Source organism: Yinghuangia aomiensis (genome assembly GCF_039542225.1).
GTDB lineage: Bacteria > Actinomycetota > Actinomycetes > Streptomycetales > Streptomycetaceae > Yinghuangia > Yinghuangia aomiensis.
Map to the genome: position 1 here is coordinate 146955 of NZ_BAABHS010000010.1, position 15972 is coordinate 162926.

Annotated in this window: 16 protein-coding genes; 7 read left to right on the forward strand and 9 right to left on the reverse strand. The window is 72.4% G+C overall.

Annotated features, from left to right (window positions below; all coding sequences use genetic code 11):
• Positions 1-109 precede the first annotated feature (109 nt).
• On the forward strand, positions 110-1507 hold the full coding sequence (locus ABEA93_RS15825; RefSeq protein WP_345676175.1) for an alkene reductase: 1398 nt from the start codon (positions 110-112) through the stop codon (positions 1505-1507).
• Here ABEA93_RS15825 and ABEA93_RS15830 read toward each other — a convergent pair.
• The 3 genes from ABEA93_RS15830 to ABEA93_RS15840 form a co-directional block, all read right to left on the reverse strand.
• Positions 1497-2441, reverse strand: a complete 945-nt coding sequence (locus tag ABEA93_RS15830; RefSeq protein WP_345676176.1) for an IclR family transcriptional regulator — start codon at positions 2439-2441, stop codon at positions 1497-1499. The genes ABEA93_RS15825 and ABEA93_RS15830 overlap by 11 nt on opposite strands.
• A 422-nt stretch (positions 2442-2863) precedes the next feature.
• Positions 2864-3331 (reverse strand): hypothetical protein, encoded by a 468-nt coding sequence (locus ABEA93_RS15835; RefSeq protein ID WP_345676177.1) that lies wholly within the window; start codon positions 3329-3331, stop codon positions 2864-2866.
• A 103-nt stretch (positions 3332-3434) separates the two neighbouring features.
• The gene (locus tag ABEA93_RS15840) at positions 3435-3668 is read right to left on the reverse strand and encodes a hypothetical protein (protein ID WP_345676178.1); all 234 of its coding nucleotides are present in this window, start codon (positions 3666-3668) and stop codon (positions 3435-3437) included.
• Positions 3669-3917: 249 nt separating this feature from the next.
• Between ABEA93_RS15840 and ABEA93_RS15845 the strand changes: the two genes are divergently transcribed.
• Both ABEA93_RS15845 and ABEA93_RS15850 read left to right on the forward strand, forming a co-directional pair.
• Positions 3918-4391 carry a MarR family winged helix-turn-helix transcriptional regulator gene (locus tag ABEA93_RS15845; RefSeq protein ID WP_345676179.1) on the forward strand — a complete coding sequence of 158 codons (474 nt, stop codon included), beginning with the start codon at positions 3918-3920 and terminating at the stop codon, positions 4389-4391.
• Positions 4392-4502: 111 nt separating this feature from the next.
• Positions 4503-5477, forward strand: a complete 975-nt coding sequence (locus ABEA93_RS15850) for an LLM class flavin-dependent oxidoreductase (RefSeq protein WP_345676180.1) — start codon at positions 4503-4505, stop codon at positions 5475-5477.
• A gap of 221 nt (positions 5478-5698) precedes the next feature.
• Here ABEA93_RS15850 and ABEA93_RS15855 read toward each other — a convergent pair whose 3' ends face one another.
• From ABEA93_RS15855 to cysD, 4 genes are read right to left on the reverse strand one after another with little or no spacing between them, the layout of a single operon-like run.
• Positions 5699-6925: a hypothetical protein gene (locus ABEA93_RS15855; RefSeq protein WP_345676181.1), complete on the reverse strand. Its 1227-nt coding sequence runs from the start codon at positions 6923-6925 to the stop codon at positions 5699-5701.
• The gene (locus tag ABEA93_RS15860; RefSeq protein WP_345676182.1) at positions 6922-8214 is read right to left on the reverse strand and encodes a sulfotransferase family protein; all 1293 of its coding nucleotides are present in this window, start codon (positions 8212-8214) and stop codon (positions 6922-6924) included. Before ABEA93_RS15860 ends, ABEA93_RS15855 begins: the two co-directional genes overlap by 4 nt.
• A complete protein-coding gene (locus tag ABEA93_RS15865; protein ID WP_345676183.1) occupies positions 8214-9518 on the reverse strand; it encodes a sulfate adenylyltransferase subunit 1 in 1305 nt (434 codons plus the stop codon). Before ABEA93_RS15865 ends, ABEA93_RS15860 begins: the two co-directional genes overlap by 1 nt.
• A gap of 2 nt (positions 9519-9520) precedes the next feature.
• Positions 9521-10426: a sulfate adenylyltransferase subunit CysD gene (gene cysD, locus ABEA93_RS15870; RefSeq protein ID WP_345676184.1), complete on the reverse strand. Its 906-nt coding sequence runs from the start codon at positions 10424-10426 to the stop codon at positions 9521-9523.
• 132 nt (positions 10427-10558) lie between these two features.
• Between cysD and ABEA93_RS15875 the strand changes: the two genes are divergently transcribed.
• The 3 genes from ABEA93_RS15875 to ABEA93_RS15885 all read left to right on the forward strand — a co-directional run bounded on the left by ABEA93_RS15875 (position 10559) and on the right by ABEA93_RS15885 (position 13591).
• On the forward strand, positions 10559-11377 hold the full coding sequence (locus tag ABEA93_RS15875) for a 3'(2'),5'-bisphosphate nucleotidase CysQ (protein WP_345676185.1): 819 nt from the start codon (positions 10559-10561) through the stop codon (positions 11375-11377).
• Positions 11378-11457: 80 nt separating this feature from the next.
• Positions 11458-12789, forward strand: a complete 1332-nt coding sequence (locus ABEA93_RS15880; RefSeq protein WP_345676186.1) for a hypothetical protein — start codon at positions 11458-11460, stop codon at positions 12787-12789.
• A gap of 202 nt (positions 12790-12991) precedes the next feature.
• Positions 12992-13591 carry a helix-turn-helix domain-containing protein gene (locus tag ABEA93_RS15885; RefSeq protein ID WP_345676323.1) on the forward strand — a complete coding sequence of 200 codons (600 nt, stop codon included), beginning with the start codon at positions 12992-12994 and terminating at the stop codon, positions 13589-13591.
• 123 nt (positions 13592-13714) lie between these two features.
• On the opposite strand, the gene ABEA93_RS15890 is transcribed toward ABEA93_RS15885, so the two are convergent.
• Both ABEA93_RS15890 and ABEA93_RS15895 read right to left on the reverse strand, forming a co-directional pair.
• A complete protein-coding gene (locus tag ABEA93_RS15890; protein ID WP_345676187.1) occupies positions 13715-14113 on the reverse strand; it encodes a rodlin in 399 nt (132 codons plus the stop codon).
• Between the two features lie 113 nt (positions 14114-14226).
• Positions 14227-14625, reverse strand: a complete 399-nt coding sequence (locus tag ABEA93_RS15895; RefSeq protein WP_345676188.1) for a rodlin — start codon at positions 14623-14625, stop codon at positions 14227-14229.
• Positions 14626-14929: 304 nt separating this feature from the next.
• On the opposite strand from ABEA93_RS15895, the gene ABEA93_RS15900 reads away from it, so the two are divergent.
• Positions 14930-15964 carry an LLM class flavin-dependent oxidoreductase gene (locus ABEA93_RS15900; RefSeq protein WP_345676189.1) on the forward strand — a complete coding sequence of 345 codons (1035 nt, stop codon included), beginning with the start codon at positions 14930-14932 and terminating at the stop codon, positions 15962-15964.
• Positions 15965-15972: the final 8 nt, after the last annotated feature.

A 15972-nucleotide genomic window follows, 5' to 3' on the forward strand; every position in this document is an offset into this window, starting at 1 on the left:
TCAGGCGGGCTCTCGTGCGTGGGCGGGCGAGGGCGGAGGGTGATCGGGACAGCGGATCGGGGCGCCCGGAGGCGACTCCGGCGCCGATGACCACCACGGAGGAATCACCATGCCTGCCGACACCCACGCCCGCCGACACGCCGACGACGCAGCCGCGTCCGCCGAGCCCGCGAGCCGTCCGGGAGGGGGTGGGGACGGGGCGTGGACGGGCGGAGAGACCGGCGGTCGGGCAGTCGTGACCGCGGACACGTCGGCCGACGCGTCCGCAAGTGCGGCGGTTGACGCGACGGTCGAGTTCGGGGCGGCGGCGTCGGTCGCGGCCGCACCGGCTTCGGCCCGTGCGGGTCGGCCCGCCGCGTCGGGCAGCCCGGCCGCCCCAGGCCCCCTCCCCGGCCCCGACCCCGCTTGGACCGACCCCGCTTGGACCGACCAGCCCCTCCTCCGTCCCCTCACCCTCGGTTCCCTCACCCTCCCCAACCGGGTCGTCATGGCGCCGCTCACCCGGGCCCGGGCGCAGAACGACGGGCTCGTGCCGACCGACCTGCATGCCCTCTACTACGGGCAGCGGGCCGGGGCCGGGCTCATCGTCACCGAAGGGGTGTCGGTGAGCGAGCGGGCGATCGGCTTCGTGCACGTGCCCGGGCTGTTCACCGAGGAACAGGTCGAGGGGTGGCGCCGGGTCACCGGGGTGGTGCACGCACTGGGCGGCCGGATCGTCGCGCAGCTGTGCCACATCGGCGGCGCGTCGCACCCGGACCTGCTGGGCGGCGCGCGGCCCGCCGGGCCCTCGGCGATCGACCCCGAGGAAATGGCCTACACCGCGGACGGGTTCCAGCCCACCGGGACGCCGCGTGCCATGACCGGAGCCGACATCGACACCGCCGTCGAGGACTTCGCCTCGGCGGCGCGGAACGCCCGCCGGGCCGGGTTCGACGGGGTGGAGATCCACGCGGTCGGGTCGTACTTGATCCCGCAGTTCCTGAACCCGCAGCTGAACCGGCGCACCGACGCGTACGGCGGCGACGCGGAGGGCCGTCGGCAGCTGCTCCTGCGCATCGTCGACGCGGCCGCGGAGGCGTGGCCGGGGGAGCGGCGGGTGGGGGTGCGGCTGTCGCCGTACTGGACGGCCAAGCGGTTCCGCCCGGACGCGGCGCTGCTGGCCGACTACGACGCGGCGGTGGCGGCGCTGAACGACCGGCCCGTCGCGTACCTGCACCTGCGCGGCCCGGACCCGGAGGCGCCCGGGCGGCCGGACTTCGCGGCCTTCCGGCGCTACCGGGAGCTGTTCCGCGGGCCGGTGCTCGTCAACAACGGCTTCGACCGGGCGTCCGGCAACGCGGCCGTCGAGGAGGGCATCGCGGACGCGGTCGCCTACGGCGCCGGCTTCATCGCCAACCCCGACTTGGTGACGCGCTTCGCGCTGGACCGCGCACCGGCGGCCGGCGACCCCGCGACGTTCTACATAGGCGGCGCCGAAGGCTACGTGGACTACCCGATCAGCGGCTGACGGCCGGGAACCCGGCGGGCGGGGTTCCGCGCAATTCCCTGGTGACCGTGCGCGCGGCGAGCAGCAGACGGTCGCCGACGGCGCGGATGGCCGCCGGGTCGAGGTCCGCCCACACGTACACGCTGATGTTGAGCGCGGCGCGGCCGTCGGCGGTGAAGGCGGGGGCGGACATGACCCCGGTGGGGTAGGTGCGGCCTTCCTTGAGGTCGTCGGCGAGGTAGTCGATCGCGCCGATCTCGTACAGCAGTTCGGCGACGGCGGGCCGCTGCCGCGGCGACAGCGAGTCCAACTCGACCAGCAGGGACCGCAGTCGGACGGATGCGGGCGTGTGGCTCTCGATCGTGTAGCCGCGCGCCCGCACCGAGGCCAGCACCCGGGCGAACAAATCGGCGCGCCCGGCATCCGGCTGCGGGGCGCGGGCCAGCCACTCCGCGACGTCGTCCTCGGTGCCCCACGCCACCAGCCCGGGCCCGAACGGCGGAGCAAAGGGAATCCGCTGCCCGACGCGCACCCCTTCCGGTTCCTCCGCGTTGGCCGCTGCCCGGTAGCCGCCCACGACGATGTGCTCGCCGCTCGGATATGCCACCGACGCCGACATGCCCAACTCGTCGGCCAGTGCCGCCAGTTCCCGATCGGCGGCGCGCGCCGCGGGCACGCCGGTCTCGGCCGAGCGCCCCAATGCGATCAACGCCGGACCCGGCGTGAACGTCCGGTCGACCGGGTCCCGAATCACCCACCCGGCCCGCACGAGGGCCGCCAACACCGCGTGACACGTAGCCCGCGTCAACCCCAGATGCCGCACCAGCTCCGCCACCGTCGCCGGCTCCCCGGGCCGCGAGGCAAGAAACTCGGTCACCGCAATCACCCGATCGGTAGGCGGCGACACCATCGCCGACCACACCTCACCCGACTGCCCACCTGCGGCTTTCTGCATGCGGGCCAGGGTACGACAGGGGCGGGAGGGGACGGCTGGTGCCGCGTGCGGGCGGTGGGCGGGGGAAGGGGACGCCGGGCGCACGGTGGCGTTGCCGGCCGCGCGTGGTGGGGCACGCGGTGGCGGGGAGGGGAGTGGGTCCGGGACATGCGGTGGCAGGCCTCGGCGTGGACGCGGCGTGCGGTGGTGAGGTGAGGCGGGGCGCAGTGCCAGGCGTGCGCGCGGGGTCGGCTGCGGTGGCGGGTCGGCTCCGGGCGCGGCTCAGGCGGCGACCGTCGGCACGCAAGGGGCTGATGTCGCGGTGATGCCGAGTCCGGCCCGCGGCGCGGCGGCCGTCGGACAACTGTGCGACCAAGTCGCCCGGCGCCGGCCGGGCCCGTCCCCGCGGCGCGGCGGCCCTCACCCCGGCGCGGCATCGCGGCTCACGCGCGATCCGGCGTCGCCCCGTCCGTAGCCGCGCCCTTGCCCGTGTCCTGCTTTCCGCCCCCGGCCTCGCTTTCCTCGTCCGGGGCGTCGGCCAAGGCGTGGGCTGCGGCGATGTCGTCGGCGTCCCAGCCCAGGTGGCCCGGGTTGTCGTGCTGCTGGGCCTGGTCGTCGATCCACCGGTTGTGGGCTTCCCAGGCCGCCTGCTTGCTCGTCCCGAGCGCGGCCCCGATCTGTGCCCACGAGGCCCCCGCCTGCCGCGCCGACCGGACCGCCAGCTGGCGCCCGTAACCGGCCTTGCGTGCGACGACTTCGCTCAACGCCAGCATCTCCAGGACTTCCGCTCGGCTCAGCGCCGCGTCTTGGTCGTCCCCGAACGCGAGAGAGTCCCGTGTCCGCAGAGCGTCGTAGCGCGCGGCAGCCGTCATCAGCGTGAAAGCCCGCTCAAGCTCGTCAGGAGTAGTCATGACACGAGCGTGCCGTCAAGCTGCCTTGACGTCAAGCAGTCTTGACGAAGGTTTGACAGGCAGGCTGCCCCGGTCGTGGGGGTGCTGGGGCAGAGCGAAAGCCCTACTGCAGCCGGTCGATGACCAGCCACGTCTTGTCGACCCAATCGCGGGTGGTGTCGGGATGGTTCGCCGCGAGCAGGGCGAGGGCTATCAGGGCGCCGATCTGGAGGAGGGGGCTGATCTGGGACAGGCGGCGGCGGAGTTTGCTGCGGGTGGGCTGCGTGCCGGGGGCCCGGACTGCGGCCGCGTCGTGGTGGCGGCGGGGTGCGGTCGGTGTGGTGGGCTTGGCCGGCATGGGTCCCCCTGGGTGTGAGTGTGCCGCGGTGGCGGTGCGCCTATAGAAGGTAAGAAGCGCTGCGGGGGTGGAACGATGCGCGGCAGAGGGAGTTGTTGCCGAGTGGGGACATCGCCGTGACCTGCCGCATCCGTGCGCGAGGCGTGCCAGGCCCAAGAAGGCGAAGCAGCGCCCACGTGTCCGTTCTCACCCGCCCCGTCCCCGGAGTGGATCTTCCCCCGGATAGTTGCGTGATGTATATCAACTATTATGAGCGCTCCACCCCCCGCACCGCGTGACGTCTCGTTGGAGAACGTGCACCGTGCGCTCGAAGCCCTGCTCGCCGCCACCCGCAGCACCCGCCTGCACCGCGAGCTGGCCGCCCGGGCCGGCGGCAACCTCACGCGCACCGAGGCGTTCGCGCTCGGGCACATTGTCGCGTTCGGGCCGCTGCGCCTCTCCGCGCTGGCGGAGTTGACCGGGCAGGACCGGTCGATCGCGAGCCGGCAGGTCGACACCCTGGTCAAGGGCGGGCTGGTGCGGCGGGAAGCCGACCCCGACGACGGGCGCGCCCAGCTCCTGCACGCGACCGACGAGGGGGTCGCGCTGTCCCAAGGCCTGCGCGGCGTCTGGTCCGACTGGCTCGCCCGCTCCCTCGACACCTGGACCGACGGCGACCTGGAAACCCTCGCCGCCACGATGTCCCGCTTCGGCAACGACCTCCGCACCCCGAAGAACGGCTGAGCACCGGACGTCGGCACAGCAGGACATCAACACAGCAGGACATCGGCACGGCAGGACATCAGCACATCAGCACAGCAGCACCTCGGCACGCCCGACCGAAAAGGAACACCCGTGGTCAACGTCGGCATCTACTTCGACCTGCGCAACCCCGGCCCGATACGCCAAGACTGGGCCGGTCTCTACGCCTTCACGCTGGAGCTGTGCGAAGAGGCCGACCGCCTCGGCGTCCACTCGATCTGGCTCACCGAGCACCACCAGTTCGAGGACGGCTACCTCCCGCAGCCCCTCACCATGGCCGCCGCCGTCGCCGCCCGGACCCGGAACGCCCGGATCGGCACCGGCGTCACCATCGCCCCGCTGCGCCACGCCGCGCACATCGCCGAGGAAGCCGCGATCGTCGACCTGGTGTCCGGCGGCCGCCTCGAACTCGGCCTCGGCACCGGCTACCGCGTCCCCGAGTACGCGCTCTTCGACGCGCAGGACGAAGGCCGCGCCCGCTACGGCGCCACCGACGCCCGCGCCCGCGACATCCGCCGCCTCTGGGACACCGGCGCCATCACCCCGCCGCCCGTCCAGGACCGCCCCCGCATCTGGCTCGGCTACCAAGGCCCGCAAGGCGCACGCCGCGCCGGGCTGCTCGGCGAGAGCCTGCTGTCCGCGAACCCGGAGCTGGCCGTGGCCTACCGCAACGGCCTCGCGGAAGGCGGCCACGACCCCGCCACCGCGCGCATGGCCGGGCTGCTCAACGGCTGGATCACCCACGACCCGGAACGCGACTGGCCCGTCGTCTCCGAGGCGCTCGCCCGGCAGTGGAACCAGTACCACCGCTACTCGGTCGAAGGCACCGACATGCCCGTGCCGCCGCCGATCAAGCCGGAACGCTGGCGCGCCCGCGGCGCGAGCGCCAAGCCCGCGCACTTCCTGCACGCCACGCCCGAGCAGGCCGCGACCGATATCCGCGCCTACCTCGGCGACGCTCCCGTCGACACCATCTGGTTCTTCGCCACCCTCGGCGGCATGCCGGAGGACCTGGTCCGCGAACACGTCCGGGTGCTCTGCACCGAACTCGCCCCGCGGCTCGCCTAGCGGCAGGGACCCCGGAAGCAGGGACCCCGGAAGCAGGAAACCCGGACGCAGGAAGGAAACGGGCTCCGCACTGCCTGTCCCCGGGGGAGGCGGGACCGGGCGGCAGCGCGGAGCCCGGCACGAAGGGGCGCCCGGCCCGCTCCGCGGCTCGGAGCGGAACGGACCGGGCGCCGGTCCGGTTCACGGCGTCGGCATGAGCCGTGAACCGAGTCGGTGCGCCGTCAGGCGCGGAACCGCCAGGCCACGTGCGCGGCCCGGGCCCGGATCTGCGCCGCGCGTTCCTCCGCCGACACCGTCGGCGTGTCCGCGGGCAGGTGCTCCCGGAGCTGCGCCAAAGGCACCAGCGCAGCGCGCACCGTCGGCCGGGACCGCGCGCCCACCCAGCGGTGCGTGCAGAACACCCGGTCGCGGCCTTCGGTGTCCAGCCAGTTCGGCACGCCCGGATCCGACGCGGCGATCACCAGGAACGCGTGCCCGTCGGGGCCGCGGTAGGCCTCCCGGTGGTTCACGCACGTCGTCCGGTGCGGGAAGTCCAGCGACTCGAACCAGCCGATCGACTGCAGTTGCGCGTTCCACTGCGCGGACTCGTCCGGCACCACCTCGACGACCAGGGCCTCGCCGGGGCCGACCCGCACGTCCGCGAACGCGTACACGACGTCCTGCACGCCGCCTTCGACCACGTCCGGCGACGAGAACGTGTTCGGCGGCTGCGCGGTCGCGGTCTCCTCGACCCACGTGTTCCAGTACGAGACCGAGTTCTCCACCATCGCCGCCGCGCCGTCGAGCATCTCGGCGACCCGCTCCGGGGTCAGCGGCGGCTGCGGTTCGCCCTGGTTGTCCAGCCGTTCGAGGGCGAACATCGCGGGCTGCGCGGGCTTCCAGTCGTAGTAGAAGTCGCGCACGTGCAGTACGGCCGCTTCCGGGGCGAGCGGGATCCACGGACCGTCGTAGCCGTCCGGCCGCTCCGCGCACACCAGGATCTCGGCGGTGTCGCCGGGGCCGATGCCGAGCGCGGCCGAGTCGACCTCGGCGGAGATCCCCTTCACGCCCATGTGCATGTTCCCGGCCTTGATCTGCACGATGAACTTCTCGCACGCGTTCATCGCCACGCTCAGCCGGTACGTGCCGTCCCCCGCCACCGGCGCCCGGCGCGCGTTCTGGTCGACGTTCGGCCCGCCCCACCGGTAGACGAGGTTGTTGTGCGTGAACAGCGCCGGATGCCGCGGATCCGTCGCCGCCAGCTGGTATGTCAGCCAGCACGCCACCTGGTTCGCCAGATGCCGGAAGCCCTCGGCCCGGTCCCGGTCCGACCCGGGGAACTCCGGGCCCAGGATCCGGTCGCCGACGTCGGCCATCCGCGTACAGAACTCCCGCCACGCGGCACCGGACAGCACGTCCGCGCCGGGCGTCCGCTCCCCGCTCGCGCCACTCGACTGTTCGCCGCTCACGCCGCACCGCCTTCCTCGGGGACCGCGAAGTACGCGCTATAGTCCGCGAACTCCTTGCGCAGCTCGGCCGCGTCCAGCCGGAAGTCGGACAGCTGGTACGTGTGCGCGCCGTGCTTGCCGCGCGGCCGCCCGGCCAGGTACGCGCTCATCGCGTCCTTCGCCTCGTCCGTCAGCTCCCGCCCGAACCGCTCGTACAGCGCGCCCACGGTGCCGATCGGGTCGGTCAGGAAGTCCGCGTAGTGCGAGTCGTGGAACGTCTCCGCCGGCACCCGGTCCGAACGCCGCAGCGCGGTGTACCGGCTGAGCACGCCCGCATAGAAGTCCACCTGCGTCCGCGCGAGTTCCGGCGCGTCGACGGCGTCGCTGTGCGTCGCGTGGATGGTCGCCAGCAGGCTCGCCAGCGACCCGAGGACCTTCAGCGGGTCGCGGTGCGTGACCGCCACCCGGGCGTCCGGGTACGTGTCGAGCAGCGCGTCGAGCGTGCCCAGGTGCGGCGGCGCCTTGAGCACCCAGCGGCGGCCCGCCGGGTAGCGGCGCTGCAGGATCTGCAGCACGACCTTGTGCGCCCGGTACGCCGGGCGCATGTCGCACGACGCCAGCCACGCGGCATACGCCGGCACCCGGAACTTGCCCGGGAAGTCCTCGGACAGGAACGCGATCGCCTGCGCCGAAATGCACTCCTTGGGCATGCGCGCGCCGCGCTCGTGCATCGCGTCGAACCCCGGCGCGATCATCGCGGTGAGCCGCAGTTCGCGGTTGACCAGCGGGATCCGCGGGTCGTCGGCGCCGTCCTCGTCGACACCGCCGGGCCGCGGCGGCGGCACGGGGCGCAGGAACTCCCAGCTTTCCGGGACCCGGTTGGCCGGGTCCTGGGCGAGGAGGGCGTGCAGGATCGACGTGCCGGTGCGCGGCGCGCCGGTGACGAACAGCGGCGCGTCGACGGGCTCGTCGAGGACGCCCGGGTCGTCGCGCAGGTAGCGCGCGATGTGCAGGCGCACCTGGAGGAGCCGCAGGATCTGCTGCCGGATCTCGTAGCGTCCGAGGACGTTGAGGCGGCCTTCGGCCTCCAGCGAGTCGACGAGGATGCGGAGCGGTTCCTCGAAGCCGCCGGGGGCACCGAAGTCGAAGTCGCCGAAGTCGTCGAGGCCGGTCGTCGCGCGGGCTTCGCCGAGCAGGTCGGCGACGTCGAGGGGGCGGCCGTACTCCTCCGCGAGGAGGGGCACGCGTCCGGCGTTGACGTCGCGCACCCACGTGTCGGGTTCGGCCGGCGTCCAGTCCTGGCCGGTCATCACGAGGCTCCTTCGTCGTCGAGCAGGATGCCGGCGGCCACGGTGTTGTCGGTGGCTTCGTCGATGAGGATGAAGCCGCCGGTGGCGCGGTTGCGGCGGTAGGCGTCGTACATGACCGGCGTGGTGGCGCGGAGGGTGATCCGGCCGATCTCGTTGAGGTCGAGCGCGGCGGCGTCGCGGTCGCGGTGGCCGGTGTTGACGTCCAGCCGGTAGCGCAGTTCGCCGATCTTGGCGCGGACCGTGCGCGTGGTGTGCTTGAGCGCGTAGGTGGCGCCCGGCCGCAGGTCGCCCTGCTCGCTGAGCCAGCACACCATCGCGTGCAGGTCCTGGCCGGTGCGCGGCCGGTTGAGCGGGCGGCAGATCATGTCGCCCCGCGACACGTCGAGTTCGTCTTCCAGCCGGATCGCGACGGCCATCGGCGCGAACGCCTCCTCGACCGGCCCGTCGGGTCCGTCGATGCCCGCGACGCGGCTGGTCAGGCCGGACGGGAGGACCACGACGTCGTCGCCGGGGCGCAGGACGCCGCCGGTCATGGTGCCGGCGTAGCCGCGGTAGTCGTTGTCGCGGGGGCGGAGCACGTACTGCACCGGGAAGCGGGCGTCGATGAGGTTGCGGTCCGACGCGATGTGCACGGTCTCCAGGTGGTGCAGCAGCGAACTGCCTTCGTACCACGGCATGTTCTCGCTGCGGGTGACGACGTTGTCGCCGTTGAGCGCGGACATCGGGACGAACGTGATGTCGGCGATGTCGAGCCGCTCGGCGAACGCGGTGAAGTCGTCGCGGATGCCCTCGAACACGGCCTGGTCGTAGTCGACGAGATCCATTTTGTTGACGCACAACACCAAATGCGGGATGCGCAGCAGCGACGCGAGGAAGGCGTGCCGCCGGGACTGCTCCAGCAGGCCCTTGCGCGCGTCCACGAGCACCATCGCGAGGTCGGCGGTGGACGCGCCGGTCACCATGTTGCGCGTGTACTGGATGTGCCCGGGGGTGTCCGCGATGATGAACTTCCGCCGCGGGGTGGCGAAATAGCGGTACGCGACGTCGATCGTGATGCCTTGCTCGCGCTCGGCGCGCAGCCCGTCGGTGAGCAGCGACAGGTCGGTCTGCGCGTGTCCGCGGCGCCGCGAGGTGTCCTCGACGGAGGCGAGCTGGTCGTCGAAGATGCCCTTGGAGTCGTAGAGCAGGCGGCCGATGAGCGTGGACTTGCCGTCGTCGACGGAGCCCGCGGTGGCGATGCGGAGCATGTCGACGGGGCGTTCGCCGGTGTCCGGGGCGGCGGCGGGGGACAGGGTGTCGGTCATGTCTAGAAGTACCCTTCGCGCTTGCGGTCTTCCATGCCGGCCTCGGATATCCGGTCGTCGGCGCGGGTCGCGCCGCGCTCGGTGATGCGGGTCGCGGCGATCTCCGCGGCGACTTCGCGGGCGTCCGCCGCGGTCGAGCGGACCGCGCCGGTGCCGGTCGCGTCGCCGATGGTGCGGAACCGGACGGTCTCCTCGAACGGCTCCTCGCCGTCCAGCAGCGTGAGGAACTCGGTGACGCCCAGCAGCATGCCGTCCCGCTCGAACACGGTGCGGCGGTGCGCGTAGTACAGCGGCGGCAGGACGATGTCCTCCTCGGCGATGTACTGCCAGATGTCCAGCTCGGTCCAGTTGGACAGCGGGAAGACCCGGATGTGCTCGCCGTGCCGGTGCCGCCCGTTGTAGAGGTTCCACAGCTCGGGGCGCTGGTTCTTCGGGTCCCACTGGCCGAATTCGTCGCGGAAGCTGAACACGCGTTCCTTGGCGCGGGCCTTCTCCTCGTCGCGCCGGGCGCCGCCGAACACCGCGTCGAACCGGTACTTCTCGATCGCGTCGAGCAGCGTGGTGGTCTGCAGCCGGTTGCGCGACGCGCGCGGCCCCTTCTCCTCGACGACCCGGCCGCTGTCGATGGACTCCTGCACGGAAGCCACCACCAGCTGCACCCCGGTCTCCTCGGCCCGCCGGTCGCGGAACTCGATCACCTCGGGGAAGTTGTGCCCGGTGTCCACGTGCATGACGGGGAACGGCAGCGCACACGGCGCGAACGCCTTCAGCGCGAGGTGCAGCATGACCACCGAGTCCTTGCCGCCGGAGAACAGCAGCACGGGGTTCTCGAACTCGGCCGCGACCTCGCGGATGATGTGGATGGCCTCGGCCTCCAAGGCCTTCAAGTGAGTGAGCCGGTAGGTCACTGGGGCTCCGATTCTCGTCGCACGACCCGCAGTCGTTAGGCTGCCGCGCCGCGAACCTGACGGCTTGTCAGTTCCTGCAAAGTATCTTCTAATGAAGTTACTTATCAAGAAGGTATCGGGGAAGGGTTGGGGATGACCGAGGAGACAGTGGTCACTGCGGGTGAAGACCGGGTTTCGCTGGACATGGACGCCTTGGTGTGGCCCGCGCCGGACGCGGACGACGTCGCATGCGCGGGGTGGCTCGCCCGCGAGGCCGGGCAAATCCTGCTCGGGCTCCGCGGCGAGGGCGGCAAGGAAGCGGGCAAGCGCGGCGACCGCGGCGCGCACGAGTTCCTCGTCGCCGCACTGGCCCGGCTGCGCCCGGACGACGCCGTGCTGTCCGAGGAAGGCGCCGACGACCCGGTGCGGCTCGGCGCGGACCGGGTGTGGATCGTCGACCCGCTCGACGGCACCCGCGAGTACGGCGAACCCGGCCGGACCGACTGGGCCGTGCACGTCGCCCTCTGGTCCCGGGGCACCCTGACCGCGGGCGCGGTCGCGCTGCCCGCGCGGGACGCCGTCCTCACCAGCGGCGCCGACGGCCACCCGCCGCTCCCGGCCCGGCCCGACGGGGAGCCGATCCGCCTCGCGGTCAGCCGCAGCCGCCCGCCCGCCCTCGTCGGCGACCTGACCGAGGCCCTCGGCGCCCGCACGGTGCCGATGGGCTCGGCGGGCGTGAAGGCCATGTCCGTAGTGCTGGGCGAGAGCGACGCCTACGTGCACGCGGGCGGACAGTACGAGTGGGACTCGGCGGCCCCGGTCGCCGTCGCCCGGGCCGCCGGACTGCACACGAGCCGCATCGACGGGTCACCCCTCGCCTACAACCGCGAGGACCCGAAGCTCCCCGATCTGGTGATCTGCCGGGTCGAGTTCGCGGAGCGGATCCTGGCGGAACTGCGGCCGCTGATCTGAGGCGGGGGCGGGCGGGGCGGCCGATCGGAGGCCGCCCCGCCGGCGCGAACGCTGTCGGTCCCACCCGGCAAACTGGCGCCATGCTTCCCACCCTGCCGCTGCCCCTGCCCGCCGAAGTCGTCGACACGTACGCCATCGACTTGGCCGCCCCGTACACCGCAGGCTGGGGCTACCAGCACCTCGACGCCGCCTACGGCCCCGGCGGCGACCTGTACGTCCTCTCCGGCCTCGGCCGCTACAAGCCCGGCGGGGAGGCAGCGGAGAACCCGCACGACCGGACGGTGGCCCTCAGCCTGCTCGCCCGCTACGCGGCGGACGGCGGCGGGGAACCGGCCTCGATGGCGGTCGTGCGCCGCCGCACCCGGTGGTCGAAGTTCGGCGACGCGTGGGACTTCCGCCTTGCCGTCCTCCCCGACGGCACGGTGGCGCTGTGCGGGCGGCATGACAACACCTACCTGTTCGATGCGGAGCTGACCCGCGAGATCGGCGCGTACACGCAGAACTCGCACCGGCGCGCGTACGAGGACTACGAGCCCGGCACGCCGTTCGCCTCCCGCATCGCGGTGACACCCGGCGGACGCCTGCTGTGCGTCACCGCCGAATACGGCACCAACCAATACGGCAACTTCTCCGCGAACCTGATCGGCATCGCCGACACCGCGCCGACCGCCGGCGAGCGCCCGGCCATCCACGCATTCGCCTCCCTCGACGCGCGGCCCAAGCACCAGTTGCCGGAACTCGACGTCAGCTCCTACGTGATGCACGAGGGCCGCCCCGTCGGCCTGGAACACCGTCCGGAACCCGCCCTCGGCGACCTCGTCGCGGAGGAATGGGCGGGGCTCTACCAGCGGCGCCGCAAGTGGCTCGGCACCCCGCGGCCGCTCGCCGACGACCGGTTCGTCATCCCCGTGTTCGCCGAACTCTTCCGCAGCGGCAACCGCGGGAACGCGTTCACGTTCGCGCTCGTCGACGACAAGGGCGCCGTCCTCGGAAAGCTCCGCGGCATGCACGCCTACCAGGACAGCCCGTACACCGGCGGGTGCTACCAGGTCGCCACCGACCCGGCGCGCGGCCGCGTCTACCACCTGAACCGCTACGGCCTCTACGCCTGGGACGCCGACGGCGAACTCCTCGCCAAGGTCTCCACCGGCATCAAGCCGTTCAGCCTGCTGAAGAACTTCAGCCTGCTCGGCTGCTCGCCCGACGGCGACCTCGTCCTCGCGCAGGACAAGCAGCACCTGCTCGCCCGCGTCCCCGTCCCGGCCGACGACCTCGCCGGCGGCCTCGGGACCGCGGTCGAGACCGGACTGGCCGCGTTCGGGAAACACCGCACCGCGCTCAAGAAGCAGTGGGCGCAGGAGGCCTGGCACTGGACGTACCGGCCCGAGGCGGGGCGGTTGCACGAGCTGTAGCCGACCCCGGCGCGACCCGGCCCTGTCCCGGTTCGGCGCAGTTCCGGGTTCGGCGCCGTTTCGGTTTCGGCAACAGCGTTTGCCGGAACCGGAACACCCGGGGTGCAATCGAACCGTGGAACCCACCGACGATCCCAGCACCGGCACCAGCACCGGCCCCGGCCCGAGCCCCGGCCCGAGCCCCGGCCCGAGCCCCGACCCGATCGCCGAAGCCCTGTCCGGCGTCGGCCCGCGCCTGCGCCGGCTCCGTACCGACCACGGCGTGACCCTGACCGCGCTCGCGGAGACGACCGGGATCTCCAAGAGCACGCTGTCCCGCCTGGAGTCCGGCGGGCGGCGCCCCAGCCTGGAACTGCTGCTGCCGATCGCGCAGGCGTACCAGGTCCCGCTCGACGAACTCGTGGGCGCCCCGGCGGTCGGCGACCCGCGGGTCCGCCTGACGCCGCACAAGCTCCCGGACCGCACGGTCATTCCGCTGACCCGCCAGCCGGGGCCGCTGCAGGCCTGGAAGACGGTGATGCCGGGCGGCCCGACGGACTGCACGCCGGTCACCCACGAAGGCTACGAGTGGCTGTACGTCCTGGCCGGCCTCCTGCGCCTGGTCGTCGGCGACCGCACGCTCGTCCTCGGCACGGGCGAGGCCGCCGAGTTCGACACCCGGCTGCCGCATTGCTTCGGCCCGGCCGACGCGCGCCCGGTGGAGATCCTCAGCCTCTTCGGCCGCCAGGGCGAGCGCATGCACGTCCGGGCGGCACCCAAGAGCCGCCGCGCCGCATCCGACCGACCGCCCCCGACCGGGTGACGACCCCCGACCGGCTGCCCGCCCCCGGACACGGCGAAGCCGCCGGGGACGGAAGCCACCCGGCGGCCTGCGGTCCTACCCGGCCTGCCCCGCGCTGCGGGGCGGGCGGGCGACGGCGGAGTGTCAGCCGTTGTCGGAGAGGATGTCCGACAGCACGTTCGCGAGCACATCGTCGCCGTTCTGCTGCACCGAGTTGTTGGTGCAGGTCTGGTTCTGCGAGTCGTTCAGCAGGTCCTGGACGCCGACGCCCAGACCCGCGAGCGCGCCGATCGGCACCTGGGCGTCGACCTTCTGGATGTCGAAGCAGTCCAGGGCGCCACCGTTGACCACACCGAAGTTCGGGCTGCCCAGACCGTTGGTGCTGGTGTTGCCGATGTTCTGCTTGGCCGAGTTGCCGATGAAGTTGGTGTGCTGGCCGTCGTTGCCGCCCGCCATCGCGGCGGGGGCGGCAGCGGCGACCACGCCGACCGCCGCGGCGATGACGGAGGCGGACGCGGCGACCTTCTTGAGGGTCTGGGACATCGGTATTCCTTTTCGCGATTACGCAGGAGGGGTGTGGTGCGGTGTTGCGCGGCCGGACGGCCGGGACCCGGCGTTCCGGGACCCGGCCGTCCGATCCGTGATCGGCCGGTGCGTCAGCCGTTGTCGGAGAGGATGTCCGACAGGACGTGCGACAGCGGGTCGTCGCCGTTCTGCTGCACCGAGTTGTTGGTGCAGGTCTGGTTGGTCTGGTCGTTCAGGATGTCCTGGACGCCGATGCCCGCGCCGATGAGAGCGCCGACCGGGACCTGGGCGGTGACCTTCTGGACGTCGAAGCAGTCGAGCACGCCGCCGTTCACCAGAGCGAAGTTCGGGCTGAAGTAGCCGTCGCTCGAGGTGTTGCCGATGTTCTGCTTGGCCGAGTTGCCGACGAAGTTGGTGTGCTGGCCGTCGTTGCCGCCCGCCATCGCGGCGGGAGCGGCCGTCGCCACGACGCCGACCGCTGCCGCGACAACGGCGGAGGAGGCGGCGACCTTCTTGAGCACGTGGGCCATCGGTAATCCTTCTCAGGAGGAGGGTGATCGAGCGGGTGTTGCGTTTGCTGCCCAGGCGTTGCTCACGCACTGCCTACGCACCCTGAACAAACTCGCAACTCGCAATTTGGTTGCGGCAGTTCACTCCTAAGGATCAAGCGCCACCCGGAAGAGGGGTTTCCGCTGACCCGTTCGGGTGGATTTTCGTGGCGCCCCCTGGCCAAACGCCGCGGACCCCGATCGCTGTTGATCACTCACCGGATCTGGGGCAGGGTCTGATGACCCGTCACCTCCGCGCCGCGGCGCGGGCCGAGAGGAGATGACCGTGGATTTCTCCATGTCGCTGCCGTTGCTGGTCGAGCCCGGAGGCCGCGACCCCTACCGCGAGACCTTCGAACTCGCCCGGATCGCCGAAGCGAGCGGCTTCCACACGGTCACCATCGGCCACCACCACTTCATGCCCGGCAACCTCGGCGACCCCCTCACCTTCCTCGCCGCCGTCGCCGCCCGCACCGACACGCTCCGGGTCGGCACCGGCATCTTCCAGTTGCCCGTGCACAACCCGATCCGGGTCGCCGAACAGGTCGCCCTCATCGACCAGATATCCGGTGGCCGCATCTCCCTCGGCGTCGGCATGGGCTGGTGGCCGCTGGAGTACGAGGTCCACGGCTCGGAATTCCGCCGCCGCGGCGCCCGCATGGAAGAAGCCCTGAAGATCCTCCGCCACGTCTGGACCACCGAGAACACCGGCTGGGAGGGCGAATTCTGGTCCTTCCCCGACCTCACCGTGCACCCCCGCCCGGTCCAGGACCCGCACCCGCCGCTGTGGGTCGCGGGCGTCGCCGACGTCGCCGTCGACCGCGCCGCCCGCCTCGGCGACGCCTGGCTGTGCGGCCCGGTCCAATCCCTCGGCAAAGCCCAGTCCTGCCTCGACGTCTACCGCGCCTCCTGCGCCGCGCACGGCACCCGCCCCGACTGGATCCTGCGCCGCTACGCGTGGCTCGGCACCGACCACGACCAGGTCGCCGCCGACGTCCTCCCGCACTACGTCGACGGCCTCATGGACCACTGGCGCGAGTCCGCCGAGGACGACACCGAAAAGGCCCTGTTCGCCCGCCTCGACGCCGGCGAGAAGATCTCCGCCGAGGAGATCGCCGCCGACCGCCTCCTGTGGGGCAGCCCCGACGACGTGATCGGGCAGGTGCGCCGCTACGCCGACGCGACCGGCTGCACCCACGTCCACGCCGCCTTCGGCGCCGGCCTGCCCGGCAACCACGCCCGCGCGTCCCTCGGCACGTTCGACGAGATCGCCGCCATGGTGAAGCTGTTCGGACGCGAGGTGATCCCGGCGTTCCGGTAGCGGGCGGT

Coding starts and splice junctions, on each gene's coding strand:
- ABEA93_RS15825 (WP_345676175.1), top strand. CDS start 110: ATGCCTGCCGACACCCACGCCCGCCGACACGCCGACGACGCAGCCGCG.
- ABEA93_RS15830 (WP_345676176.1), bottom strand. CDS start 2,441: ATGCAGAAAGCCGCAGGTGGGCAGTCGGGTGAGGTGTGGTCGGCGATG.
- ABEA93_RS15835 (WP_345676177.1), bottom strand. CDS start 3,331: ATGACTACTCCTGACGAGCTTGAGCGGGCTTTCACGCTGATGACGGCT.
- ABEA93_RS15840 (WP_345676178.1), bottom strand. CDS start 3,668: ATGCCGGCCAAGCCCACCACACCGACCGCACCCCGCCGCCACCACGAC.
- ABEA93_RS15845 (WP_345676179.1), top strand. CDS start 3,918: ATGAGCGCTCCACCCCCCGCACCGCGTGACGTCTCGTTGGAGAACGTG.
- ABEA93_RS15860 (WP_345676182.1), bottom strand. CDS start 8,214: ATGACCGGCCAGGACTGGACGCCGGCCGAACCCGACACGTGGGTGCGC.
- ABEA93_RS15865 (WP_345676183.1), bottom strand. CDS start 9,518: ATGACCGACACCCTGTCCCCCGCCGCCGCCCCGGACACCGGCGAACGC.
- ABEA93_RS15875 (WP_345676185.1), top strand. CDS start 10,559: ATGACCGAGGAGACAGTGGTCACTGCGGGTGAAGACCGGGTTTCGCTG.
- ABEA93_RS15880 (WP_345676186.1), top strand. CDS start 11,458: ATGCTTCCCACCCTGCCGCTGCCCCTGCCCGCCGAAGTCGTCGACACG.
- ABEA93_RS15890 (WP_345676187.1), bottom strand. CDS start 14,113: ATGTCCCAGACCCTCAAGAAGGTCGCCGCGTCCGCCTCCGTCATCGCC.
- ABEA93_RS15895 (WP_345676188.1), bottom strand. CDS start 14,625: ATGGCCCACGTGCTCAAGAAGGTCGCCGCCTCCTCCGCCGTTGTCGCG.